We start from the raw sequence: 25800 nt of genomic DNA on the forward strand, positions 1-25800 counted from the left end.
ATTTAAAACCTTAGTTAAATTCTAATTGATAGTGTACATGACTCTCTCCATTCCCATTAGGAATCACTTGTAATTGAGCGGGTAATTGTTCCTCTAATTCGCTGACATGGCTAATAATGCCAATCATCCGTGATTGGCCCTCAACCGTCTGCAAAGCTTCCATCGCCATCGCTAACGCATCCTCATCTAATGAACCAAAGCCTTCATCGATAAACAAGGCATCGATCTTAATGCCGCCTGCTTGATTTTGAATCACTTCCGCTAACGCTAGCGCCAAGGACAACGCGGCAATAAAGCTTTCACCACCTGACAAAGTATGGACGCTCCGAACTTTACCAGCATTGTCATCATAAATATTAATTTCAAGTCCAGTGCCATTACGATACGTGCCGACTGCTTCATCTAATTGGAATTGGTAACGACCACCAGTCAGTTGCCGCAACCGTGTATTACCGGTTGCCAGAACCTTTTGCAAATAAGTTTGCAGGACAAATCGTTCCAAACTTAGCTTCTGTTGACCGCTCCCATTGGCCACCGCTGATAATTGGGCCAACTGGGCTAATGCCGCCTGCTGGTCATGGACTTGTGTCAGGATCCGCTGCATCTGCTCGACTAACTTTTGATTAGCTTGCATTGTCTGCTGTAATTGATAGTAAGCCGTTTCTGCTTGTTGTTCCGCGGTCGTCGCCTCAGTAACGGCTATGTCCAATGCCGCCATATCTGGCACCGGACGATCAGCGATCGTTTGTTTAACCGTTGCAATCCGACCGGTCAATTGTGATTGTTGCTGGTCATACGTCTTAATGGTCTCTCGTAATGCTGGCAACTGGGTAACTGCGGTCAATTGGGCCGTTAAGCGGTCAAAATCAGCCGCCCCCCACCGGGTCACCATTGCTGCTGTTAAGTGTTGTTGCTGCAAAGTCACCGCTGACTTTGCAGTTGCTAGATCTGTACCGGCAGTCTTTAATTGGGCCGTTGTTGCCGTTAATCGGGCTTCGACAGTACTCAATTGCTGTTGGGCTTGCGTAACGGCTTGTTCATAGTTATTCTGAGCCGCCGTCAATTGTTGCAAATAAGCTTCTAAAGCTTGCAACGTTGGATAATCTGATGATAATTGTTGTCGCTGATCAGCCAATTTGGTTTCTAATTGGACGACGGTTTGTTGGGCCGTCGTCACCGCTGTGGCTTGTTGCTGTTGTTGGCGCTGTAGATCTGCAATCGTGGTTGTCAATTCAACTAAGGCAGTCTTAGCGGTCTGCGCTGCTGTTTGTGCGTTTTGATTAGCCGTCACGTCACGATCCAGTTGCGCTTGCCGTTCAGTCATCGCCGTTTGTAACTGTGACAACGTGGTATAAGTCAAAGCTAATTTGGTGGTGACCACCTGCTGTAACATTGCCGCAGTATCCGTTAGTTCTTGCTGTGCAGTTATTTGCTGCGTCTGTAAGCTTCTAAGTTGGCCTTGTAAGTCCGCCAGCTTAGCGGCCGCTTGATTACTTTTAGTTTGTGCTGTTTTAACGGCGGCTTCTGACACGGTTACCGTCTCGTTCGAGGCCGGTGCAGGATGTTCCAAGCTCCCACAGACTGGACAAGGCGTTCCAGGTTGCAAATGTTGACTTAAAATCGCAATCTGTTCACTTGCCCAATCACTATCTAACCGTTGATAAACAGCCAAGGCTTGATCAGCTACAGTCTGTTGCTGGGCCACCGCCTTCACTTGGCTATCAATCGTAACTTGTTGCTGATCAACCAAATGTTGCTGTTTTTCTACTAACTTGACTTGAGTCGTCACCGCATCCAAATCGTGACGTTGCGTCGTTAAACTAGCCTGTTGTTGCATTAGTTCTGGTAACTGATTACTCGTGGTGGTCAACGTTTGTTGTTGGACATCTGCTTGCTGTAACTTAGCAGCTACGGTCGTTTGTGCAGCTTTAGCGTCAGTCAATGTCTGTTGGGCCTGTTTTAAAGCGACTGACGTTTGATCGACCTGTTCATAAACAGCTTTTTTGGCCGTTAACGTCGTAATGGTTGCTTGGCGCGCTTTAGCTTCTGCTGCTTGATCAGTTAATTGTTGGGCCGCCGTTTTGGCTACCTGCTGATCACTGGTTAATTGCTGCTGTCGTGTCGTCAACTTATCTTGACGGGTAGTTTGCGTTTGGACCTGTTGTTGCGCCGTTTGTAGCTGCTGAGCTGTGGGCGCCAACGTTTGCACCCATTCTAAGGCCTGAACCTGTTGGCGTTGTTGGTCAATTGTCGGCGCTTGTGTCGTTAACACCTGTTGATCAGCTAACAACTTAGTCAATTCCGCATGATTTTGCTGTAAGGCTTGACCAGTTTGCTGCGCTGCCTGGGCTTGTTTTAAAGTCGCTTTAGCCGTTTCAAACTGACCAGCTAATTCCTGATAAGTAACCTGTTGGGTCTGCTGTTCAACTAACTGCTGATCGACGGCGGCTTGCGGTGCAAGGTCGGCCGCATCTTCGACAGATAAGTCCTGCCAAGTTAACTGTTGCTGATAAGTTTGTAACTTTTGGGTAGCGACTTCATTGGCTTTTTGCTGTTGCTTTAATTGCTGTTTAAGCTGTCCGGCCCAACGACTATATAAGCTTGTCCCGAAAATATCGCGCAACACTTTTTCTTTGTCATCGCTATTGGCCATCAAGAATTGTCGAAATTGGCCCTGAGGTAATAGGACAATCTGTGAAAATTGCTCCCGCGTCAACTGGAGTAAGTCCCGCACATATGATTGAACTGCATTGACCTTTGTATACTCATCAATTTCTTGATCATTGACATCAAAGACGGTCAACGTGACTGCCGCTGGTTGCTTATGGGTGCCCTCACCACGCTTCTTAGCCACAATTTGTTCAGGTTCCCGAACAATTTGATAAGTGCGCTTTTTATGGGCAAATGTAAAGGTGACCCTCGTCGTATCCGTCATCGTCGCAAAGTCTGAGCGCATCTGCCGGACTTCACGGTCACCACCGGAAGTCCCACCAAATAACGCAAAACACATCGCATCAAAGATCGTCGTCTTCCCAGCACCGGTCTTACCACTAATCAAAAAGACGGGGAAATCATTGAACTTGGTAAAATCAATCGTTTGATGCCGATATGGACCGAAAAAGTCTAATTTTAACGTTAATGGTCGCATCGCTACCCCTCCTCTTTCATCGCCGCTGTTAGCGCAGTTTGCGCCCACTGCTGCTGCTGATCAGTCAAGTCATCATCGGTCGTTTGCTCAAAGAACTTTGCTAGCAACGTCATTGGATCAAGATTGGGATCAATCTTGGTCGCTGGATTGTTCGTCAAGACCGGCCCATTGACCCGCTCTAACTCAATGATATGCGGATAAACGTCCCTTAACGCTTGCATCACATTAGGAATCACCCGCTGGTCAGTTAGCTGAACAGCCAAATAATCATCTTTTGCTTGTTGCTGATAAAAAGCTGGTGTGGTTAATGTTTCGAAACTCCCCGTTAACACCCGCACATCGCGAATTGGGGTGAGCGGTTTAAAGGTTAATTTGAATGGATCGGTATCTACAATCCAAACGCCCTTTGTTTGCGTAGCCTCGGAAATCGAGAATTTAACTGGTGAGCCACTATACCGAACTCGTGCTGCTTGCAAAGCATCTTTACCATGCAGATGGCCTAGTGCTACGTAATCAAACGGTGCTAACAAATCGACCGGAATCGCATTTAAGCCACCAACTGTGACCTGCGTTTCCGAATCAACATGTTCACTACCGGCCGCAAAAAAGTGGGCCACTAAAACGTGCTTTTTATCAGGCGCAAAAGTCGCCTGCATCGCCGCAACAATCTTGACCATTGCTTGTTGAACGGTGCGTAAGTCATCGTCTTCAAAGTATTGTCGCGCTTCAAAGGGCTCGAAATAAGGCAGTAAGTAAAACTGCGTATCACCCATCGTAATCGGGGTAAACGCTTGGCTCAACTTCGTATTTAAGTAGAAGTTCGTCGCCTTAAACCACGCACTCCCTGTCCGTAACCGGGCCGCACTGTCATGATTCCCACTAATCGCTAATAAGGGTAACCGGTGCGTTAAGTTCATGTCCATTAACATACTATTTAATTGTTTGACCGCCGTTTCATTCGGAATTGCCCGATCATATAAGTCGCCCGCAATCACAACCGCGTCCACTTGTTCATCCAGTGCCAGCTTTAAAATCTGTTCATAGGCCGCCTGCTGTTCTGCCTGCAGATCAAATCCATGTAGTTTCTTACCTAAATGCCAATCCGCAGTATGTAAAAAACGCATCTAGTGGTCCCCCTTTTAAGTTATCTCTACTGTCGTCGTTTCATCAATCGCATAATTAGTCTAATTATAAAACAGTTGCCCGCTGATTTTAGATTGAAAAGGTCCATCATCTATATAATTCGTTTTTTTACTTCATTTCTGTGCCTCTTGGTTAAGTTAACCAACTTAGCGGGCTATCGTCAACCGACTTGGGCCTAACATCATTTTTATATGATTAACAAGTGTCCCTATCCGCTAATCATCAATTCGCCATCATAATAAGGCTCAGACCGCGACCGGCCTACTAAAACAATTGTATTTAACTTATCTAAATCATTAATATCGTAAGTATATTACAAGCGACGTAGCCAAAAGTATTGTAAAATAAGGCTGTATTAGCAATCTATTCTAAAAAAGGAGCGTGGCTTTTATGCGCAAATATTTTGCCGAATTTCTCGGCACCTTCATGCTAGTCTTTCTTGGGACTGGCGCCGTCGTCATTGGTAAAGGCGATGTTTTAACAATTGGGTTGGCCTTTGGGTTAGCCATCACCGTTTCCGCTTATGCCTTTGGGGGAATTTCAGGTGGTCACTTTAATCCAGCAGTCACCACCGCGATGCTCATTAATCGTCGGATGGAAATGCGGGATGCTCTCGGTTACATCATCGGCCAGATTCTTGGTGCGATTGTGGCTTCCGCGGCCATCCGCAGTTTCGTCAGTGCAGCCGGTTTAGCAACTAACTCACTTGGTCAAACCGACTTTAGTAAGATCAACAGCGGCATGGCGTTTTTCGTTGAAGCTTTAGTGACATTCATCTTCTTAATGGTCATCTTGAATGTGACGAGTGCGGCTCATGGCAACAGTGACTTTGCTGGTTTGATTATCGGGGTTACTTTAGCCTTCTTAATCATCGTGGCGTTGAACTTGACCGGTGGTTCCTTGAACCCCGCCCGTTCAATCGGCCCAGCTATCTTTGTTGGCGGTACCGCTGTTTCACACTTATGGGTCTACATTTTAGCCCCCGAAGTTGGTGCAGTTCTCGCCGCTTACTGCTCACGGTTATTGGGTAGTGAAGATTAATTTGGACGCATAAAACCACTAACGAAGATTTCGTTAGTGGTTTTATTTAGGCCTTTTTTACGTTAATTAGAACACAACTACACCACATACTTCCGAATCAAATACGTTGGCGTACAACTCCAAGCGTGACAATAGCTATTTAGAATTGGACTGCCATAAGGTGAGAACTGCAAGTCTTCCGGTTCAAAGGCTTCAAAGAACGTATCGGCACCTAACGAGACCATCTTGCCCCAATAATCTTTAATCAGTTGAATCCCATCGGCTTGATGATGCGCTTCAAACAATGCCGCAGCAATGTGATGATACATATATGGCGTTGCAATCCCAGTTACTGGGAAAAGCTTAGCAACCGCCGTCGTCATTAACGCTTCGTTGGCTTGATCATCTAACACATGGGCCAAGACCATCCACACTTGACTAGCAATATTCACTTCACGCTTAGGACCACTCACAAACAATCCTTGATCCGCATCATAGTATGTCTTAATAGCAGCATCTGTATACGTATGAACCAATGCTTCATACTTAGCCGCCGCAGGATCAGCCATGGCCTGTGCTAAGACCACAGATTGTTTCAGGACATAGATTAAGATCGCCTGTCCAGCCGCTGTCTTATCAATGTCATTGGACCAATCAACAAAGACCGGCCAGTCTTCATTTGGTACCAGTAACCCTTGATCATTAACCTGCGTTAGAGCCACCGTTAATTCTTTTTTCGCAATTGGATATAGATCGGTTAAGACTTGCTGATCGTGATACTGATCATTAAAATCTTTCAAAGTTGAGATAAAGAATAGACCATAATCATACATAAACGTGTCATCTGGCGTTAATTTCGGTGACGTAAAGACATTGGCTGGAATCTTGCCATCAGTCGCCGTCATCCCGCCAAATAAATACAAGCACCGCTTAACCAAAGTCGCATCATTAAAGGTGGCGTAGTTTGCCAACGCCTGTAACCGTAAATCGCCCAACCACAAACGCCGATCCCGTTTAGGACCATCTTCGAAAACGTCTTGCATACAATCATGCAACGTTTTGATGCTGACTTCATCAATCCGTTTTAATTCTGGATCATCAATTTTGACCGCCGGAACCGCTGACATTTTAACTGCGCTACTAGTGGTGACCGCGGGATTACTGAAACTAGCTTGCCATTTAGGCGAAGTATCCTTCACCTCAATTTCAACATACCGAAACGCATACCGTCTCGGTAACGCTAGATGCGTTGGTAAAACGTCTAAGTGCAACGTTTCTTCCGCAATCCAAGAACTACTGAGCCAGCCATCATAGCTAGCCGCATCCACCCCAATCTCAGCTGGCGTCTCGGCGAAGGTCAAATGTAAGGTCAACGGCGCATCCATTGGCGACCCAACCGCATCAATATCGATCGCAAAATGGCCCACTTGATGATCGCCAAAATCCAAAACTAACTTATCATCTTTCTTCAACAAATAACTGGGTAACTGCTGAATATCCTGATCACTAGGTTCCGCTCGAAACCCATTAAATGCCGCGTCATCCGCCACAACTTTGACCAGTCGCTGCGGTTTTACAACTGCATGTTGCAATGTTGGTCGGTTGGCTTCGGCCTTTGCCAGCAAGTCAGCATCATGATTAAATTGAACATCATGATTAATTTGAAATGTAAATGCCATTTTTAAACGCCCCTTTAAGTCTAATTAACCGTACTATTGATATCGCTTTCATTATCAATTAAACAACGCCCCATGTTTGAATTCAATATGACAACCACACACAAATTATTGCGTAATCACAGGTAATGATTATTTAACTGTCAAGTCACTATTTTATGCGTATAATAGATTTAAAAGCGATTACAAGGAGGTCAATTCATGGATTTCAGTGAATTAGATCAGCAGTTACGAGCGGAAGATCCGGTCGAAACAGAACAACGTTTACACGGTGGCAACGTCCACGATGTCCAAACTACAGCCGTACCTAACCAAGCCCCACAGATGCCCAAAGCGACCTTTTTCAAGCGTGGCAACATCTTCATTAACAAGCATCATCGTTACTCATATATGCCGGCGCACACTCATGACTTTATTGAGCTCAACTATATGTATGCTGGTCACAGCACCCAATATATTAACGGTGAAAAGATTGAGCTCCGTGAACACGAGATTATCTTGATGGATAAAGATATCGTTCAAAAAATCGACTATATTGGTAAAGACGATATTTTAATTAATATTTTAGTCCGCGATGATTCCATCCTGACAAATATCCTAGCCAATCTTGCCCAGTCTAAAAATCTGGCGACTGAATTTATGGTGAATGCGTCACGCGTCGATGCTATTCATAATAATTTCGTCGTCTTTGATATCCGCCAAAACACCATGGCAATCGCCCTCATTAACGAACTGATTATTAAAAGCTTCAGTCATGATCGTTATCGCAGTCGTTCGATGAACTTACTGCTATCACTGATTTTGACCGAGCTTGCCAATTCAATCGAAGTAACCGCTCAAGACGCGGCCGATGCGGATAATAACTTGATGCAACTCTTAAGCTATATTGATAAACACTACACGCAACTGACGCTAGCCGAGCTTGGTCAAAAGTTCGGCTATAACAAAAACTACCTTGGCAATAAATTGAAAGCCGAAACGGGCAGTACATTTAAGGGTTTAATTGACAAAAAACGCTTAGCTGAAGCCCAAGAGCTATTGCTGGAGACCAATTATTCTGTCGCCGAAATCGCCGAACGCGTGGGCTATCAGAGTGCCCCTTCCTTATTTAAATTATTTGCAAAATACTTGGATTTAACTCCTGCTCAATATAAGACACAACAGTCAATAGCAACCGCACCAACTGGCATTAAATTTCAATCACGATCCTAATTCAAAAGCCGCATCGGCAACTGCCAAAAGCAGTGACCATGCGGCTTTAATTTAACTTATCCAACTGATAAATAACGGTTAGGGTTTTCGGCGCCAATGTCGATACCACGAATGCAGCGTGCCAATTGTCAGCCCAATAATCACGACCACCGCCGTTACATAGCCAAATATCCCAATGTTGGTAATCCAACTATTGTCGGAATGGCTCTGGACTAACAACGATGAGCCCACAATTAATGCGGCCAGAATCACCGCCAGTACCACTTTATTGACCATCGTATCAATTCGATCAATGAATTGCTTACGATGTGAGAACACGATATTCACGCGGGTCTGCCCATTTTCAAATGTATCCAAGGCGGACAATAACCGGGATGGTAACTTAGGCGTATCGCGGATGCCTTGCAACGTTGCCAAGGCTGCATCTTCTAGCTCATTACGTAGATTCAAATGCTCACGCATATATTTACGCGCAAATGGCCGGGCGACATCCATCATAGAAAGACTTGGATCCAAGATCTCAACAATACCCTCAATCGTCCCAAACGCCTTGCCAAGCAATGTCACCGCCGGATTAACTTGAATATTATTATTGCGGCAAACTTTAACCATTTCAAATAGCAATCCTTGAAAGTCGATATCGCCTAAGCCCGAATTATAATACTGACCTAAAAATGGGGCCAACGCACTAAAAAACGCTTCTTCATCAACTTCGCCAGTCCGATTAGAAATGGCAAGAATGGCTTTCCCAACTTGCCGTGTATTTTCAGTTGTGACGGCGATGACCACGTTCGCAATCCCGTCCATCAATGCCGGACTAATCGCCCCCATCATGCCAAAGTCCAAGTAGATTAGGCGATACGGTGGTAACGTCCGTTGTCCTAAATGACCGGGCTTACGCGGCGCTTTATCCGTATACCCAATATCGCTCGACTTCAATTCCCGTAACAAAATATTCCCTGGATGCGGATCGGCATGGAAAAAACCATCTTCAAAAACTTGTTTTAAGAAATTAGTCACTAACGTATGGGCTAAATACCGCCGCTCGTCATCGTACTGATGATTCTCATCCGCATCGGCAGCCGTCACCTTCGCCAGAAAATGTTGAATACTCGTCCCCGCCATATATTGATTGACCAATACTTTTTGGGTACTGTAATCGGCGTAAACTCGTGGAACTTGAATAATATCATCATGATTATTCAATCGGTAAAAACGGGTGCCGTTACGGACTTCAATACTTGTATCCAATTCATTGAATAATGATCGTTTAATCTCAGCGACCATTTCACGTAAATCAACGACCGACGATTCCGGGATATACTTCAATAACGGTAACGCCCGTTCAAACAATGAAATATCCAGCGCAACTTCTGCGTCAATCCCCGGATGCTGGACCTTCACTACCACCTTTTGACCATTCAGTAAAGTTGCGTGATGGGTTTGTCCCATTGAAGCCGAAGCAAATGGCTGCTCATCAAAATCGGCAAACATGTCAGTCATCGGCTTACCGGTCTGCGTTTCAATCGTTTGCTTGACCACACTGAAATCATCGCTGCGAACATTGTCTTGCAGCTTTTTAAATTCATTAGCAAATGCCGGCTTGACGATATCCGTCCGCGAAGACAAGATTTGGCCAATTTTAATAAAAGTCGGTCCTAACGCTTCAAAAGCCATCCGGACTTGACTCGGGTGTTTTTGGCGCGCTAAGTTGCTCAATACATTATATTGACGTAAAACACTGACAATCGTTCGAAATCGGGTATGCCGATTTTGGTTACTCTGCCAAGTGGGGATACGTTTTGAATCGGTTGTCGCCATGCCGTCACCTGCTTTCTTATTTTAAATTTAGTTCTACTGTGATTCTGCTTGGGACTGCTTTAAATAAATTCTTTGAATCAAGCAGCCAGTCAACGAATTTTAAATCCATTTAACGCCGGGCGGGGTAGAATTGGCTCAGTGGTGTCGTTTGACTTAGTCGGTGATTTTCCGAGTTAGTCAAAGCCTGGCTTATGAGGCCGCACTTTGGCTCATAAACGCGGCCACCACGTTCCAGCCAATTCTAGCCCAACCAGAGTCACAAATAATTATCTCCATTATCCATCATTCCCAACCAGTTCGCACTACCGATTTAAACTTTTTCAGAAAAAACGTTGACAATTTCTCAAACTGGTTGTAAATTAAAGACACATTAAAAAACGGTTAACAAACGCGTTGATAAACACAGTACGTTGCGACTTCTTTTTTAGAGAGTGCCGACTTGGTGAGAGGGCATAAAGAAGCCGTAACCGAAAATCAGTTTTGAGCGGCGATGACGAAGCGTAGGTGCTAGTTGTCGTTGGGTGCTCCCATTATCGAGCCAGGGTATCGTCAGTGACCGGTCACTGACCGTACCTTTAAGGCGATGACAGTAATGTGATCGTGAAGCTAAGGTGGTAACGCGTTTTAAACGTCCTTGTAATCTGAGTCAAAACTCAGCTTGCAAGGACGTTTTTTGTTTAACCGATTTAAAATTATGGAGGTTTACATATATGCTAAATAAAGTTCAAAAACGAAACTTAACCAAACGTGATTATGTCACGTTAAGCTCCATGATCTTCGCGCTCTTCTTCGGGGCCGGCAACTTGATTTTCCCCTTACATCTCGGCCAATTAGCCGGTAGTCACTGGGGCATGGCCGCCGTTGGATTCTTAGTCACCGCTGTTTTATTGCCATTATTATCTGTTTTAGCGGTCTGTGTCACAAAATCCAAAGGCGTTTATGATATTGGGAAGCCTTTAGGTGCAACCTTCGCCATCGTCTTCATGGTCTTGATTCACTTTACCATCGGCCCATTCTTCGGGACACCACGGACCGCCACAGTTTCCTTTACTGTTGGGCTGGCACCATTCTTCGCAGCTAAATATCAAACCGTTGCCTTACTCGTTTTCTCAGCCGTCTTCTTTGGCTTAGCTTACGTTTTATCACTAGAACAACATAAAATCATGAATCGGGTCGGGAAGCTACTTAATCCCCTATTCCTCTTACTCTTAGTCGTCGTGTTCTTCGTTGCTTTTAGCAGTCCACTCGCTCACGCTGGCAACACGACTGCGACCGCCGCTTACGTCAGTGCTGGATTTACAAATGGTTTCTTACAAGGTTATAACACAATGGATGCCTTAGCCGGCTTGGCTTTAGGCGTTACCATCGTCACGGCTGTTAAATTCATGGGTCAAACTGACCCGAACAAAGCCGCTTGGGTCACTGCCCGCGCTGGGTTATTCTCCATGTCATTTGAAGGCTTGATCTATGTCTTATTAATCTTAGTCGGTGCCCAATCATTAGGCATGTTCAAACTTTCTGCTAATGGCGGGATCGCCTTTAATCAAATCGTCAATCACTATATGGGCACTTTCGGCCAAGCCGTGTTAGCCGTCTTAATCATCACCACTTGCTTAACGACTGCCATTGGCTTAGTTGCGGCCTTTGCCCAAGATTTCCATAAGCATTTCAGTTTCTTAAGCTACAAAGCTTGGTTACGGATCACTTGTTTAGCATCATTTTTGACTGCTAACATCGGCTTAAACCAAATCATCGCCTGGTCAACACCCGTGTTAATGTTCCTCTACCCACTCGCAATGGCGTTGATCTTCTTATCAATCTTGTCACCATTGTTCCATCAAGACGCCGTTGTTTACCGCTGGGTCGTTGTCTTCACCGTGGTCCCCGCCGTCTTCGACATGGTCGCGGCCTTTCCTGCCGTCGTTAGCCAAAGTGCCCTTGGACAAGCCATGGCGCACGTTCAAAGTTTCATGCCATTAGCTACTAGTGGCATGGACTGGTTAGTGCCCGCCTTAGTTGGCGCGGTCTTTGGCACTTTACATTACATGATGCGACAACGATCACGTAATCACGCCACGACGACGGTTGGCAACCGCGATTAATTATTTTCAAACCTAAAACAACCGCTAATGACGAAACCAGCTCAGCTGAGTTTGCTCGTCGTTAGCGGTTGTTTTTGTGGCGCCAGTTTCAGATTACAATACTTCAATCCCCTGACGATAACGATTTAAATCAACATCGACTAACACCACCAAGTCACCCGGATGTAGCGGTACCGGCAGATCGGTCGACCCAGCTGGCAGGTCATCTGGGTCCCAGTCACAACTTACTAACTCAATATAATCACGCGCCATTCGCATACTGTCGGCGACCGACACCCCTTGCGTCACACCGTCAAACAGCGGAATTGTGACCAAGTATGGTACATCAGTATCATCAGGTTCATAACTAATATTCACTGGATAAACACGAAAACGGTCGTTCATCATAGCCACCTCTAGTGAATGTTTGCCTTGAGCTTACCACGACTACTCATCAAGTACCTACCAAATACGGCTACAACGCTGACTGATTTAAAGTCATTATCGCTAACTGTACTTGGCAACCCAATCAAAAAAAGCCTGACCACATCGTCAGACTTCACAGGCATGCTTAAGCAATCCAAGCTTGCAATCCCGCGGCCAAAATACCGCCTAATAAGGGGCCAAACATCGGTACCCAAGCATATGACCAGTTTGCACTAGATTTATTCGGTACAGGCAAAATCGTGTACGCCAACCGCGGGGCCCAATCCCGGGCCGGATTGATCGCAAAGCCGGTCGTTCCGCCAAGGGTTAACCCAACCACAACAATCAATAAGCCCACAATCAATGGTTTCAAGCCTTGCGTAAAGTTCCCTAAGTTCAATAATGGGAAGATAAAGAAAAACGTCGCAATCGTTTCACTTAAAAAGTTAAAGACGGGATTGGGAATCGCTGGCCCGGTAGCAAAGATGCCGACCGTATTCCCATCTACTGGGCGCTTAGCAGCTTTAAAATGTGGATAATATTGCACAATCACAATGGCCGCGCCCACAAACGCACCTAAGAATTGTCCGAGTAGATAAGGCAAGACTTGTGCCCAAGGGAAGAACCCAAACAACGCAAACCCAATCGTCACGGCTGGATTCAAATGACCTTGCGACCCGAATTGACCTGCGACATAAACGCCAAATGTAACGGCTAATCCCCAAGCTAAAGAGATAAACGTCCAATTCTGCGCGTGCGCATACGTGCGTTTCAGATTAACCCCCGCACCGCTACCAACCCCAAAAACGATTAAAACCATGGTTCCTAAAAATTCACCTAAAAATCCTTGCATCCCGCTTCACCGACCCTTACTTGATTTTTAATGGCGCTAACTGCGCTTCAACTGCTGCTAACGGCACCCCAGCCTGCAGTAAAGAAGCCGCGGTATACGCACTTTCGACTAACGCCGTGTCGTATAAATGCACCGTTTTATCACTCATTTCAATCGCCATTTCAAGATTCATCTTCGCGCTGCCAAGGTCATAAAAGGCCAATAGTTCGTCAGCTGAATTATCTTCAAAAGCCGTACTAATCTTGGCCATACTGGTCCCAATCAGCTGGTCGTCAGTCCCGCCAGCGTAAGTTATCGGCACATTAGCGGCCACTTGCTTGATCAATGTAACCACACCAGCCGCCACTTCTGGCACATGTGAAACAACGACAATGCCTAAGTTCATGACTGCGCCACCGTTTCTAGTAAGGCAGTAAATAAGTATCCGCTGGAGACGGCACCAGGATCGAGATGCCCAATTGACCGGTCACCCAAGTAGGACGCGCGGCCTTTTTTAGCTACCATTGGCTTGGTCCTTTCAACAGCTTCACTAATAACGGCTGGCGTTAATTGATCCGCCTGAACAGCCGCTGTCACTGGTGTCCAAACATCGATCAGCGTCTTGTCACCCGCGACAGCGCCACCACGCTTCTTAAGTCCAGCTAAAGCTGCAGTTAACAGGGGGTCTAAATCAGCGTCCCCGTTTTTGCTGGCCTTAGCCATTTCCAAGAAAGCCGTACCATATAACGGTCCAGCCGCCCCGCCAACTTTACTAATTAACGCCAGCGCAGCGGCTTTGAAAACTGTTGTTAAATCGGCGTCGCTTTTATCAGCTAAAGTCGCCTTAACGGCTGTCAAGCCACGGACCATGTTACTCCCGTGATCACCATCACCAATCGGCGTATCCAAGTCATTCAAATAAGCCTTATTCGTCTCAATCTTATCCGCGAAGTTGTTTAACCACGCGATCGTTTGCGTTGTTGTTAACATGCCATCCGTCCTTTCTACCAAGCAATCGTTTCAACGGGATAGTTCAAATAATCCAGCCACTTAGCATCGGTTAAGTCAAATAGGGTCAATGAGATACCCGCCATTTCAATTGACGTCATATAATTACCAACTTTCATAAAAGCTGGTTTAATCCCTTTTTCAGCTAAAGCATCCAATAGGTCATGACTAAAGACGTATTGTTCCATTAACGGTGTCGCACCCATGCCGTTCACTAAAACGGCGTATTGATGCTGGCTGTCTAAATGGCCGGACTCATCTAATTTACCTAGTAATTCTGCCACTAAGGCTTTAGATGGCTTGATCTTTTCGCGGCGATATCCGGGTTCACTGTGAATTCCGACCCCATATTCAATCTCATCATCGGCCAATTCAAAACCGGGCTTGCCGACTTCAGGGACTGTGGCCGCAGATAAGGCGACCGCAATCGTTTTAATCTGCGGTAAGACCGCGTGGGCCAACCGATCAAGTTCATCTAAGCTAGCCCCTTGATCTGCGGCTGCCCCTAAGACTTTATGCATCAGTACCGTCCCCGCAACACCGCGCCGACCTTGGGTATACAGACTATCTTCGACCGCGATATCATCGTCAACGACCACTGACTTCACATCAATATCATCCAGTTCTGCCATGTCTTTCGCCATATCAAAATTCATCACATCGCCTGAGTAATTTTTAATGATTAAAAACACGCCCTTACCTTGGTCAACCGCTTTAATGGCGGCATAGATCTGGTCTGGGGTTGGTGATGTAAAGACTTGACCAGCCACGGCCGCACTCAGCATCCCTTTGCCAACAAAGCCCGCATGACTCGGTTCATGACCACTGCCACCACCACTGACGAGACCAACTTTACCAACCATTGAGGCTTGGTCGCTGCGTACCATCGCCGTGGTATCCGGTAGTTGCATTAAATATTGCGGATAAGCGCGCACTAGCCCATCGACCATTTCGGAGACAACGTCTTTAGGATCATTCAGAATTTTCTTCATTATGAGTCACAATCCTTTCTTGAATTCGCTTACAATTATAGCTACTACGCTTGGTGCTAGTTGACTTAAATTGCCACTCTGGTTGACCCAGAATCGGCTGGAACGTGGTGGCCGCGTTTGAAAGCCAAAGGGCGGTCTTCCAAGCCGGGCTTTATCTAAGTCGGAAAATCACCGACTAAGATAAACGACACCACTGAGCCAATTCTGGCCCGCCCGGCGTTAACTAACGGGGATTGAAAAATCAACGATTGATTATTCATAATCCACTTATTTAGCCGAGAAGTTGGTTACTAAAATACTCAACCATGTCGTTGGCCTTAATGCGAGTGGTCTACTCGGACTTAGGCCAAGGTCAGTTTTCAAGACCAAGCGTCAACTACTATCATTTAAAGCCTAAGCAGCACCACATATAGTAACCTATCATCAGTCTAAAACAAAAACCAAGCCAGTACCACCCAGAAATTTAACTTCTGTAAGTGACCAACTTGGTCAATTTACAATTTATCTTATCAACCAATTTCATGTTCCTAACACTACTAATTAAATACCGTCACATCCACCTGTTTACCCAATTGATTCATCGCCGGTACCTGCTGTGATAACTGCCCGCCTTGTGACAAAGCCACAATCACGACTGCCCGCTGACCTTGGACGAAAATAGCCGCATCATTTTCAACGCCATAAGTATCAAACTCACCAGTCTTATTGTAAACGGTCCGCGTCCCTGGCAGTAGCTTTGGTAGCTTCGTATGGTTCGTGTTCGCCGCCATTAACTTTAACATCGCCGTATCAGCCGTTGCCGAGATTAACCGATGATGCCATAATTTCATCAACAATTGCCCCAGATCACGCACCGACGTGACATTATCCCGACCCGCCGTCAACGCTTTTTGATCCATCATTTTGCGGCGCAACACCGTTTGTGACGCCCCTAATCGTTTGATTTCCTGATTGACGGCGCTAATCCCACCAACTTCATCAATCACAATATTGGTCGCCGTATTGTCACTAACCGTCATCATATAATGGAGTAATTCCTGAATTGTAAATGTCGAGCCAGTCGCCATCCCTTGCAAGCTCCCCGTACCGCCAACCTTATCCGTGGCTTTCAAAGTATAGGTTGTCGCCAAATTCAATTTTCCAGCGGCAACTTGTTGATAAACGGTCGCTAAGATGAATAATTTGATATCACTGGCAGCCTTTTGCGATTGATTATGCCACTGATACGTTTGCCCCGTGGTCGTCTGAATATAGACTGAATTCTGACCACCTAGCTTACCCATCGTCTGTTGAACAATACCTTTGAATGGTGAAGCTACTGCCGCTTTAGGCTTTGAACTTGCTCGTTTAGCAACGGCCGACTTCGCTTTAGATGTTGACTGAGATGCGCTGGTTTTAGCTGACTGCCGACTAGCTGAACTCGTTTTAGGTGCGACTTTAGTTGATTTTGACTGGCAACCACTCAACAGGACAACACCTAAGAGACTCCCTAAAAGTAAGATACCCCATTTTTTCATTTTTAATCTCCTCGTATCCAACTAAAAAAGCCATGCCAAGCCGGCTAATTTCAAGCTGGTTTAGCACGGTTTCAGTTCATTATTGGACCCAGACTTCATTAACTAAGTCGCCGTCATATGATTTACCATCCGTTAAGACACTGTAATTATCATAAGAGGTATACCCATAGTAGGTTTCATGGTCGCCGCCGCTCCAAGTGACGTCAATTTCGACATCAGCTTTGATACTCTTCGTATCACTGGAATCCGAAGTCACATCGTAAGATAAGATGCCCGAAGCGCCGGATGCTTTAACCGTCGCGACCCCATGGAAAGCCGATCCGTCCGTATTATTCTGGACAACGGTCCCATCAGAACTGATCGTTAAGTCAGATTGTAACCGATCCTCATCATAATTATAGAATGAGTAATCGCCGACAAACTTAGAATAATTGTCAAAACTATTATTCGTTGCGGGCGTCGATTTGGCTGTCGTGGTGGTGGCCGTATTACCACTCTTAGTCGTTGTTGATTTATTGCTGCTGTCCTTGCTCTTCTTCAACAAGAACTTGTCATTACTCTTCTGCAACGTGAAGAACTCGGTCTTCAAAGCACTGAATGACTTTTTATTTAAATCCGCTAAATCAATTGAGCTTAGCTTTTTGTTAGATTGTTTATACTTACCGTCTGCATTCAAAGCTTGGGCATCTTTTAAGATGGCTTCCGCCTTTTTCAGCTTACTGTTATCCGTGGTGCTGGTTGATTTTGCAGTACTAGTCTGACTACTGCTGGCATGCTTACCCAACACCTTACCACTACCCGCATTGTTGGACCCGCAACCAGCTAAACTACCAACTGCTAGTAACGTGACCAATGCGGCTAACCACCGTTTTTTAATTATCATAAAAACTCCTCCAAAGATTGTTGCTAAAATCATTTACAATTTTTAGTGTAAACTAACTCTGTCATAACTACAATAAGCGACGCCAAATATTAGTCATGGGATTAATGATTTCAGTCTAGCAAGCCACGTTAGCTGGTTAACTGACCGTACAAAAAAGGCACTGATCTGATTATCAGCACCCATAAATGTTAATTTCAATTACTAGTAGAACTGCTGGCAGCGGCGGCTTCAACCCGTTTGACATAATCAATCGCAATGACCAGTCCAACGATCAACAATTCATCAGCTGAATCCTGAATCGTCATCTCATACTTATCGCCGATACTGAACCAGCGTTTCGCCACCCGACCGACTAACTGGCCCTTTCGACTGACATCAAAATTCATGTCCCAAAAGTCTCCCGTCACCGTTAAACCGGCCGCGACTAAATCATAACGCGGCTTGAAAAAAGTAAACCGTTTTTGAATCGTCGCCACTTGCTGGTCACCAATCTTTAAATAAAAGCGTGGTAACCAGGAAAACGGCTGCTTGGTTACGGTGGCCACAATGTGATCATGCAAATCTAAGATATCAAAGTGTTTTGGTATCTTAAACAAGCTACCAACCGCCTGATAGACGGGACGATCTTGATGATCTAAAACCGCAAACTTTTCGCGCACGGACCAGACCTTTTGATTGAGATAAAGTTGTCGCATCATTACCCTCCGCTAGTTTTGCCAATTACCAGTCGCGGTGACCCGTGGCTGGTCGTTGCCTAGTTGTAATTCTTGCTCCACCGCCTGTTGACCGACCTGATTTAAATAATTAAACGGTTCATCGAAATTCGGCTGGAACAGCATATCGACATAAGCCAAGTCATCAATGGTATTACCATTTTGAATCATAACCGACATCGTATTTGCAGATTGCGACACATCATGTTTACTCCAGAATTGTGCCCCCAGCAACTGCCGATTTTCATAGTTATACACTAAATCGATCAATAACTCGGTCGGATTCGGCATGTAAGTTGGCCGATAGGGGCCGTCAAAGACGACATGGCGAATTGGCATTTTGTCGCGCTTGGCGGCAACGTACGTTAATCCCGTGGTCGCCAACGTGTAGTCAAATAACTTCATTGCCGAAGTCGCCTGGGTCCCCATATAAGGCTGAATATCACCGAAAACATTGATACCGGCCAACGCTCCTTGCCGTAATGCATTCGTCGCTAACGGCGTATAGGCTGGCGTCCCAGTCGGATTGAAGTTGACGACACATGCATCGCCAGCCGCATAGATATCAGGGTCCGAGGTCTGCACATAATCGTTAATAATGAGTGCCCCATGTCGATCCATCTTGACTTGTTTGCGCAACAAGTCCGTATTCGGGACAAATCCAGTACAGACAATTGCCAAGTCTGCCCGATAATTACCACCCGATGATTCGATGATGACCTGACCATCATCCGCCGTATCAAAGCTTGTAACCCGTTCTTCCATGTGTAAATGCACGCCATGGTCTTTCAATAACTGGATGGCTTTGTTAGATAATTCTGGCCCAATATAGTTATTTAGGATCTGATCATGCGACTGAAATAACGACACTTCATGATTAGTTTCGGCATAACTTTCGGCTAATTCCGTCCCCATATAACCCGCACCAATCACCGCAATATGGTGATGCTCCTTGGCACTCGCATAGATGGCCTGGGCCTGTTCATAGTTTTTACATAACAGGACATTCATCTGGTCAATCCCAATAATTGGCGGCACAGCCACAGATGAACCGGTCGCCATAATCAACTTGTCGTAAGTATCATTAAAGACTTTCCCAGTCTGCATATCAGCGACTTGCAACGTTTTCGTCTTCGTATCGATCCGTAGCACATTATGCTTAAGCCGGACAGTTGCGCCCATCTTGACTAAGTCTTCTGGTGACGCATAGAACATATCCTCTAAACGATCAATTTTCCCCGTTAAATACAAATAAATCCCACTTGAGACAAACGAAATATTATCGTTACGCTCATACACCGTGACGTCCGTTTCTGGATGGCGCTTCAAAATTTGTTTCGCGGCTGCAGTCCCCGCATGCGTACTCCCAACAATCACAATCTTCATGAGTCAACCCTCGTTTATTTTTAGTATGTATAGTTATCGTTAAAAATTATTAATGACTAACACTTTTAACGACGCGTTCTCTACGTCATAATTATCTTCCAGTGTAACACCAAACCTCGACATTCTAAAAGTATATCTTGCACGATTTACTTACTAATTATAACAGCTAGCCCATTTTGAACAATTAGTGTCACCAATCGCAACTCAAGCACTACCGCCCTCACTTTAGTAAGCTGAACTAACAATCTTCCAACTTCTAGTACCAGCCTAACTTGCCGCCTGCCGGTTGGTTCCTAAAACGCTGGAACGCCATGGGCCATTTTGAAGCCAAAGTACGGTCTCCAAAATTGGCCTTGGCCTAAGTCCGAGCAGACCACTCGCACTAAGGCCAACGACACGGCTGAGCATTTTAGGAACCAACCTCTCGGCTAGACTTGTTGATTGAACATTTTATAAATGTCGACTAATTAACGACGGGCGGGCCAGAATTGGCTCAGTGGTGTCGTTTGACTTAGCCGGTGATTTTTCCGGGTTAGTCAAAGCCCGGCTTGTAAGACCGCTCTTCGGCTCACAAACGTGGCCACCACATTCCAGCCGATTCTGGCCCAACCAGAGTGGCAACTAATAAAAAAACTACCGTCAAATTTTGACAGTAGTTGTAATTAATCGATTTATTTAGTGCTATCACGTTCCACTAGGCTAGTACCTAATTCCACGCGTTGGGGGGCTTTACGGCCCGTTTGTAGGCGATTGACGATCAGGTTGACCGCCGTTTCACCCATTAACTCCGTCTCGACATTCACCGAACTCAACTCCGGATAAACAAAAGTTGCTAACGAAGTATTGTTAAAGCTAAACAATTTAACTTGTTCCGGCACCTTAATATCTGCGGACTGCAACGCTTTTAACGCTCCAGCGGCCATTGGATCATTAGCAATAAAGAACGCGCGTGGTAAATCTTTACCTAACGTTTCAATCGCGCGCTTCATCATTAAAAAGCCGGACTGACTCGTATAGTCGCCTTGAAAAACAGCTTTTGGATTATACGCATGGCGCTTATCCATTGCCAGCTTAAAACTAAGCAAGCGTTGATCCGGTACTTGTAACGCATGGTCAGTCGTCGTTTCTATCCCGTGAATTAGGCCAATATCTTGAATGCCCTGATGCCAGAAGTAGTCAACAACGTGTTCCGTCGCCAATTTAAAATCCGTCAAAACACTGTCAAAACCGGCTGCAAACTGGTCATTATCAACAAAGACCAACTTATCCGTCAACGTCGCCATGGCATCGACTTGTTGCGGGCTAAACTTACCGACCGCAATGATTGCATCGACATCGGCATCCAGCTGACCCGTATCACTCTGGAAAATCCGCGTCACTTCAAACTGCTTAGCTTGACCTTGACGTTCGATTCCCATTCGAATCGACATATAGTACAAGTCATCTTGTTCTTTGGATTCAGAATACCATTGCACAATTGCCAACTTTTTCTTGGCGACAGACGGATTGGTATGCCGTTTATTCTTTGAATATTGTAAGTTATCCGCAACGGTGAAGATCCGTTGCCGGGTCTCATCGCCAACTGATAACGATTGATCATAATTTAAGACGCGCGAGACCGTCGCCAGCGAAACCCCGACTTCTTTTGCGATATCTTTTAAAGTTGTCGCCATTGATTTGGCCCCCTTGATTTAGTCTGCTTTAACCGCGGCCACAAACCGATTGAATGCGGCTTCACCAGCGGCATCCCACTTGAAGACTCCGGCATCAGCTAAGACGCGCGCAAAGACTTGGCCAACTTCACGGTCGATCACCGCATCAACGTTGTCCGCAGTAATATCAGTCTTCGCTTTAATCGCGTCTGCCCACGGTTGGTGCATCGCTACCATTTGATTATGACGGCCTAAGAGATATTTTGCAACCTCTTGAAGTTCGGTCTTCAACCGCGCTGGTAGAATCGCGCGACCCATGACTTCAATCAAGCCGATATTTTCTTTCTTAATATGTTGGACGTCCTGATGTGGATGGAAGATGCCGTCTGGATATTGCTTGGACGTTTGATTATCCCGCAAAACAAGGTCTAAGACATACTGATCGCCGACTTTCCGGGCAAGCGGCGTCGTAGTATGATGCCGGACATTATCAGTATAAGCTCTGACATCCACGCTTTCATCAGAATAGTTCATCCAAACGTTATGGATCTTAGTAGCCGCATCCAACAAGGCGACTTGGTCGGTACTCGTCAAACGAATCGTCGACATCGGCCATTTTACAATTCCGGCTTCAACCCCAGCAATCCCTAAATCCAGCTGACGAGCAATCGGCGCTTTCATCATTGGAAAAACATGTCGGCCACCCTGGTAATGTTCATGTGACAACATCGAGCCACCTACAATCGGGAGATCGGCATTACTACCGACAAAGTAATGTGGGAACTGCTTCACGATTTCGAGCAAGTTACTAAACGTCTGACGATTGATCACCATTGGCCGATGAACTTGGTCCAAGAAGATCGAATGTTCATTGAAGTAAGCATACGGCGAATATTGGAACCCCCAAGTTTCACCGCCAAGCGTCAAACGAATAATCCGATGATTACTGCGGGCAGGATAACCTAAGCGCCCTAAGTAGCCCTCATTCTCCATGCACAACTGGCAAAGTGGATAGCCGTCTTGCGGTTGATTACGCGCCGCCGCAATGGCTTTCGGGTCCTTTTCTGGCTTCGATAAGTTGATGGTGATTTCTAAATCACCAAAGTCCGTCGTCGCTGGGAAGACCACGTTTTTAGCAATCGCCCGCGTTTTGATGTAGTCATTGGCTTTACTTAAGTGGTAGAAATAATCCGTCGCCGCTTGCGGACTCGTCTGATACTTGTTCCAAAACGTCTGATTTAACGCTGATGGCAATGGTGTGACTAAGTCCATCAACTGATCAGCTAAAATATCGCGATCAGATGGCGTGTCTTCAATTTTGCCATTAGTGAGCGCCGTTTGGACTAACGCATCCGTTAAGCTCGTTAGTTGGTCATCGACAGCAGTAACTGGATTATCGTCACCGACCAGCGCTAAAATGCGATTGTGGACATAGATTTGATCTAAGCCAGTGTAGGGCGATGGTGACGCCAACACAGCCTGCACAAATTGATCAACAGTTGTCATTAAGCTTGGCCTCCTCGATCGTTGTAGCCTTTAGGATGAGTCTGTTTCCAGTTCCAAGCGGTCTTGATAATTTCTTTAACATCATCGAACTGTGGGTCCCAACCTAACATGGTACGGGCTTTATCACTAGCCGCCACTAACGTACTAGGGTCACCAGCCCGCCGTGGGGCCATTACCGCTGGAATCGGCTGACCCGTGACTTCACGGGCCGCATCTAGTATTTGTTTGTTTGAGAAACCAGTTGAAGAACCTAAGTTAAAGGCATCACTATCATGACCTTGCTGCAAGTAAGTCAACGCTAAGATATGGGCATCAGCCAGATCAACTACGTGGACATAGTCACGAACGTTGGTCCCATCAGGAGTTGGATAGTCGTCACCAAAGATTTGCAATTGGTCGCGTTCACCAGCCGCCACTTGAAGGATAATTGGCACTAAGTGGGTCTCGGGATGGTGATCTTCACCAATACTGCCATCCGGCTTGGCACCAGCAACGTTAAAGTAACGTAAGGCCACGAATTTAATTCCGTAGGCGACATCCGACCAATGCATGATCTTTTCCATCGCTAATTTACTTTCACCGTAAGGATTGGTTGGCACTTGCGGATCAGTTTCCTTAATCGGAATTTGTTTAGGTTCGCCATACGTTGCGGCGGTTGATGAGAAGACAATCCGCTTAACGTCATGCGCATGCATCACTTCTAGCAAGTTAATCATCCCAGCCGTATTATTATCGAAATACTTTAACGGCTTCTTCATTGATTCCGGAACTACTGAGAAAGCAGCGAAATGAATTACCCCTTCAATATCTTCTTGATCGAATACTGAATTCAAAAAGTCACTATCGCGCACATCACCTTCATAAAACCGCGCTTTAGCATTGACTGCAGCCCGATGACCGGTAACCAAATTATCAACGACGGCCACGTCATAACCCTTTGAAATTAATCGATCAACTGCATGTGACCCAATATAACCGGCGCCACCTAGTACCAAAACTGCCATTTTTTAGTTCCTCCTGATTTTTTGTTTGTTTTATGTTTACCTTTTAAAGTAGCTAGCTGTTACTCCGCTACTTGCGCTACCTTTGTAAAGTCTCTCTGTTTCAAAGGCGCTTCCCATCTACAATCGTATACCTGATGCTAGTTGAAATTGCCGCCTGCCGGTTGGTTCCTAAAACACTGGAACGCCATGGCTGAGCATTTTAGGACCCAACGGCTCGGCTAAATTTGTTGATTGAACATTTTATAAATATCGACTAACTAACGCCGGGCGGGCCAGAATTGGCTCAGTGGTGTCGTTTATCTTAGTCGTGGTTTTCCGACTTAGATAAAGCCCGGCTTTCGAGACCGCACTATGGCTCGAAAACGTGGCCACCACGTTCCAGCCGATTCTGGCCCAACCAGAGTGGCACCCTAATCCAACTAGTACCAAACATGTTTGTTTCTATTTAGTTTGCCGAAACGTGCTCGGCAAAGCTGGGGACTCCGCTTGCTACGCATCTAGAACGACTCGGAAAATCACCGGGTCATTCTAGATACTAGGCAATGCTCGACCCCAACCCGCTTCACCTCACACTCTAAGCAAGTTCCCGTGGGCCATCCGCAATTTCAGCGATATAAAAGCTAGCGTCATACCCAATCGCATCACGGTAAGCTTGCCCAACATTTTCCTTAAAAGCGTCAACTTGGTCTTTTTGCACAATTGCAATCGCACAACCGCCAAAACCAGCCCCGGTCATCCGGGCACCTAAGACCCCTGGTTGTTGCCAAGCGCTTTCGGCTAACGTATCAAGCTCTTTACCAGTTACTTCATAGTCAAAGTGTAACGACACATGTGACGCCGTAACTAACGTGCCAAAAGTCGTCAAATCATCCGCGGCTAAAGCTTTCGTTGCGCGAATCGCACGTTGGTTTTCGAAAACAGCATGGCGGGCACGTTTGATTAAGGTTTCATCATTAATGAGGTAAGCTGCTTCATCAAATTGGTGTTCATCTAAATCACCTAATGATTTAATATCCAGTTTTGTCTGTAACCGACGTAAGGCTTCTTCACATTCGGAGCGCCGTTCGTTGTACTTTGAATCAGCTAATTCCCGTCGTTTATTCGTATTCATAATCACAATAACGTGGTTGCCGAGCTTAACTGGCGCATATGAATAATCCATCGTATTGGTATCTAGTAAAATTGCTTGGTCCTTTTTACCCATACCGACCGCAAATTGATCCATGATCCCTGAATTAACACCGACATAGTTGTTTTCACACTTTTGGCCAATTTTGACGAGATCCAATTGACTAACCTTCAAGTTAAAGGCGGTCTTTAGCACAATCCCCGTTAATAGTTCAATCGACGCTGACGATGATAAACCGGCACCATCAGGCATGTTGCCATGGACGTATAAGTCAAAGCCATGGTCGAAAGTCACACCCGTCTTAACTAGCTCGTCCATCATCCCTTTAGGATAATTAGTCCAACCAGCGGCCTTATCATAACTTAAATCATTGATATCAAAGGTAACAATCCCTTGATCAGCGATATTAGCGGAATACATCCGAACCGTCGAATCTTGACGAGCTTTATAGACGCCGTAAGTCCCAATCGTAATCGCACATGGGAAAACGTGCCCACCATTATAATCCGTATGCTCACCAATTAAGTTGATCCGGCCGGGCGAGAAGAAGACCCGTTCTGGTTCGCTATCAAAGATTGCTTTAAATTCTTGTTTTAAGTCGCTGGTTTTCATAAATAGAGCCTCCGTTTGTTTTTAGTTGTTTTACTAAAA

General features: G+C 45.7%; 20 protein-coding genes and 1 other annotated feature. Of the genes, 3 read left to right on the forward strand and 17 right to left on the reverse strand.

Translation table 11 applies throughout. The features are described from left to right. Positions 1-10: 10 nt before the first annotated feature. Positions 11-3148, reverse strand: a complete 3138-nt coding sequence (locus tag FFM77_RS07220) for an AAA family ATPase (protein ID WP_137635099.1) — start codon at positions 3146-3148, stop codon at positions 11-13. Positions 3149-3150: 2 nt separating this feature from the next. Next, positions 3151-4272: an exonuclease SbcCD subunit D gene (locus FFM77_RS07225; protein ID WP_137635100.1), complete on the reverse strand. Its 1122-nt coding sequence runs from the start codon at positions 4270-4272 to the stop codon at positions 3151-3153. 400 nt (positions 4273-4672) lie between these two features. On the opposite strand from FFM77_RS07225, the gene FFM77_RS07230 reads away from it, so the two are divergent. Then, positions 4673-5332: an MIP/aquaporin family protein gene (locus FFM77_RS07230; RefSeq protein WP_307722468.1), complete on the forward strand. Its 660-nt coding sequence runs from the start codon at positions 4673-4675 to the stop codon at positions 5330-5332. Between the two features lie 77 nt (positions 5333-5409). Here the strand turns inward: FFM77_RS07230 and FFM77_RS07235 are convergent, their stop codons facing one another. Continuing rightward, a complete protein-coding gene (locus FFM77_RS07235; protein WP_137635102.1) occupies positions 5410-6990 on the reverse strand; it encodes an alpha-L-rhamnosidase-related protein in 1581 nt (526 codons plus the stop codon). A gap of 198 nt (positions 6991-7188) precedes the next feature. Between FFM77_RS07235 and FFM77_RS07240 the strand changes: the two genes are divergently transcribed. Beyond that, positions 7189-8199: an AraC family transcriptional regulator gene (locus FFM77_RS07240; RefSeq protein WP_137635103.1), complete on the forward strand. Its 1011-nt coding sequence runs from the start codon at positions 7189-7191 to the stop codon at positions 8197-8199. A 78-nt stretch (positions 8200-8277) separates the two neighbouring features. Here the strand turns inward: FFM77_RS07240 and FFM77_RS07245 are convergent, their stop codons facing one another. Next, positions 8278-10020 (reverse strand): ABC1 kinase family protein, encoded by a 1743-nt coding sequence (locus tag FFM77_RS07245; protein ID WP_137635104.1) that lies wholly within the window; start codon positions 10018-10020, stop codon positions 8278-8280. Positions 10021-10404: 384 nt separating this feature from the next. After that, positions 10405-10659, forward strand: a binding site (T-box leader). 71 nt (positions 10660-10730) lie between these two features. Between FFM77_RS07245 and brnQ the strand changes: the two genes are divergently transcribed. After that, positions 10731-12122, forward strand: a complete 1392-nt coding sequence (gene brnQ, locus FFM77_RS07250) for a branched-chain amino acid transport system II carrier protein (RefSeq protein ID WP_137635105.1) — start codon at positions 10731-10733, stop codon at positions 12120-12122. 93 nt (positions 12123-12215) lie between these two features. Here the strand turns inward: brnQ and FFM77_RS07255 are convergent, their stop codons facing one another. From FFM77_RS07255 to FFM77_RS07315, 13 genes are all read right to left on the reverse strand, one after another. Continuing rightward, the gene (locus FFM77_RS07255) at positions 12216-12506 is read right to left on the reverse strand and encodes a type II toxin-antitoxin system HicB family antitoxin (RefSeq protein ID WP_137635106.1); all 291 of its coding nucleotides are present in this window, start codon (positions 12504-12506) and stop codon (positions 12216-12218) included. A gap of 166 nt (positions 12507-12672) precedes the next feature. Continuing rightward, complete coding sequence (locus FFM77_RS07260; protein WP_137635107.1) at positions 12673-13380, reverse strand: MIP/aquaporin family protein; 708 nt, start codon at positions 13378-13380, stop codon at positions 12673-12675. A 16-nt stretch (positions 13381-13396) separates the two neighbouring features. Continuing rightward, positions 13397-13765, reverse strand: a complete 369-nt coding sequence (dhaM, locus tag FFM77_RS07265) for a dihydroxyacetone kinase phosphoryl donor subunit DhaM (protein ID WP_137635108.1) — start codon at positions 13763-13765, stop codon at positions 13397-13399. After that, entirely contained in the window at positions 13762-14349 is a 588-nt protein-coding gene (gene dhaL / locus FFM77_RS07270; protein ID WP_137635109.1) for a dihydroxyacetone kinase subunit DhaL, read from the reverse strand. The genes dhaM and dhaL overlap by 4 nt, the downstream gene beginning before the upstream one ends. Before the next feature lie 14 nt (positions 14350-14363). After that, positions 14364-15359: a dihydroxyacetone kinase subunit DhaK gene (dhaK, locus tag FFM77_RS07275; protein WP_137635110.1), complete on the reverse strand. Its 996-nt coding sequence runs from the start codon at positions 15357-15359 to the stop codon at positions 14364-14366. Between the two features lie 536 nt (positions 15360-15895). After that, positions 15896-16876: a serine hydrolase gene (locus FFM77_RS07280; RefSeq protein WP_137635111.1), complete on the reverse strand. Its 981-nt coding sequence runs from the start codon at positions 16874-16876 to the stop codon at positions 15896-15898. Between the two features lie 79 nt (positions 16877-16955). Beyond that, positions 16956-17759, reverse strand: a complete 804-nt coding sequence (locus tag FFM77_RS07285) for a hypothetical protein (protein WP_137635112.1) — start codon at positions 17757-17759, stop codon at positions 16956-16958. 194 nt (positions 17760-17953) lie between these two features. Further along, complete coding sequence (locus FFM77_RS07290; protein WP_171001573.1) at positions 17954-18454, reverse strand: LURP-one-related/scramblase family protein; 501 nt, start codon at positions 18452-18454, stop codon at positions 17954-17956. A 12-nt stretch (positions 18455-18466) separates the two neighbouring features. Further along, positions 18467-19858 (reverse strand): FAD-dependent oxidoreductase, encoded by a 1392-nt coding sequence (locus FFM77_RS07295; protein WP_137635114.1) that lies wholly within the window; start codon positions 19856-19858, stop codon positions 18467-18469. Between the two features lie 671 nt (positions 19859-20529). Beyond that, positions 20530-21531, reverse strand: coding sequence for a LacI family DNA-binding transcriptional regulator (locus tag FFM77_RS07300; protein WP_137635115.1), 1002 nt, complete (start codon positions 21529-21531; stop codon positions 20530-20532). 18 nt (positions 21532-21549) lie between these two features. Continuing rightward, on the reverse strand, positions 21550-23016 hold the full coding sequence (locus FFM77_RS07305; protein ID WP_137635116.1) for a UDP-glucose--hexose-1-phosphate uridylyltransferase: 1467 nt from the start codon (positions 23014-23016) through the stop codon (positions 21550-21552). After that, complete coding sequence (gene galE / locus FFM77_RS07310; RefSeq protein ID WP_137635117.1) at positions 23016-24020, reverse strand: UDP-glucose 4-epimerase GalE; 1005 nt, start codon at positions 24018-24020, stop codon at positions 23016-23018. The genes FFM77_RS07305 and galE overlap by 1 nt, the downstream gene beginning before the upstream one ends. A 574-nt stretch (positions 24021-24594) precedes the next feature. Beyond that, positions 24595-25761 (reverse strand): galactokinase, encoded by a 1167-nt coding sequence (locus FFM77_RS07315; RefSeq protein WP_137635118.1) that lies wholly within the window; start codon positions 25759-25761, stop codon positions 24595-24597. Positions 25762-25800: the final 39 nt, after the last annotated feature.

It is taken from the genome of Lactiplantibacillus songbeiensis, from assembly GCF_005405125.1.
Classification (GTDB): domain Bacteria; phylum Bacillota; class Bacilli; order Lactobacillales; family Lactobacillaceae; genus Lactiplantibacillus; species Lactiplantibacillus songbeiensis.

Bases quoted from the DNA above. Each gene is read 5' to 3' on its own strand.
- dhaL (WP_137635109.1), bottom strand. From the start codon at position 14,349: ATGTTAACAACAACGCAAACGATCGCGTGGTTAAACAACTTCGCGGAT.
- FFM77_RS07285 (WP_137635112.1), bottom strand. From the start codon at position 17,759: ATGATAATTAAAAAACGGTGGTTAGCCGCATTGGTCACGTTACTAGCA.
- galE (WP_137635117.1), bottom strand. From the start codon at position 24,020: ATGGCAGTTTTGGTACTAGGTGGCGCCGGTTATATTGGGTCACATGCA.
- FFM77_RS07245 (WP_137635104.1), bottom strand. From the start codon at position 10,020: ATGGCGACAACCGATTCAAAACGTATCCCCACTTGGCAGAGTAACCAA.
- FFM77_RS07305 (WP_137635116.1), bottom strand. From the start codon at position 23,016: ATGACAACTGTTGATCAATTTGTGCAGGCTGTGTTGGCGTCACCATCG.
- dhaM (WP_137635108.1), bottom strand. From the start codon at position 13,765: ATGAACTTAGGCATTGTCGTTGTTTCACATGTGCCAGAAGTGGCGGCT.
- FFM77_RS07220 (WP_137635099.1), bottom strand. From the start codon at position 3,148: ATGCGACCATTAACGTTAAAATTAGACTTTTTCGGTCCATATCGGCAT.
- FFM77_RS07240 (WP_137635103.1), top strand. From the start codon at position 7,189: ATGGATTTCAGTGAATTAGATCAGCAGTTACGAGCGGAAGATCCGGTC.
- FFM77_RS07290 (WP_171001573.1), bottom strand. From the start codon at position 18,454: ATGCGACAACTTTATCTCAATCAAAAGGTCTGGTCCGTGCGCGAAAAG.
- FFM77_RS07315 (WP_137635118.1), bottom strand. From the start codon at position 25,761: ATGAAAACCAGCGACTTAAAACAAGAATTTAAAGCAATCTTTGATAGC.
- FFM77_RS07235 (WP_137635102.1), bottom strand. From the start codon at position 6,990: ATGGCATTTACATTTCAAATTAATCATGATGTTCAATTTAATCATGAT.
- FFM77_RS07300 (WP_137635115.1), bottom strand. From the start codon at position 21,531: ATGGCGACAACTTTAAAAGATATCGCAAAAGAAGTCGGGGTTTCGCTG.
- FFM77_RS07295 (WP_137635114.1), bottom strand. From the start codon at position 19,858: ATGAAGATTGTGATTGTTGGGAGTACGCATGCGGGGACTGCAGCCGCG.
- FFM77_RS07255 (WP_137635106.1), bottom strand. From the start codon at position 12,506: ATGAACGACCGTTTTCGTGTTTATCCAGTGAATATTAGTTATGAACCT.
- dhaK (WP_137635110.1), bottom strand. From the start codon at position 15,359: ATGAAGAAAATTCTGAATGATCCTAAAGACGTTGTCTCCGAAATGGTC.
- FFM77_RS07225 (WP_137635100.1), bottom strand. From the start codon at position 4,272: ATGCGTTTTTTACATACTGCGGATTGGCATTTAGGTAAGAAACTACAT.
- brnQ (WP_137635105.1), top strand. From the start codon at position 10,731: ATGCTAAATAAAGTTCAAAAACGAAACTTAACCAAACGTGATTATGTC.
- FFM77_RS07260 (WP_137635107.1), bottom strand. From the start codon at position 13,380: ATGCAAGGATTTTTAGGTGAATTTTTAGGAACCATGGTTTTAATCGTT.
- FFM77_RS07280 (WP_137635111.1), bottom strand. From the start codon at position 16,876: ATGAAAAAATGGGGTATCTTACTTTTAGGGAGTCTCTTAGGTGTTGTC.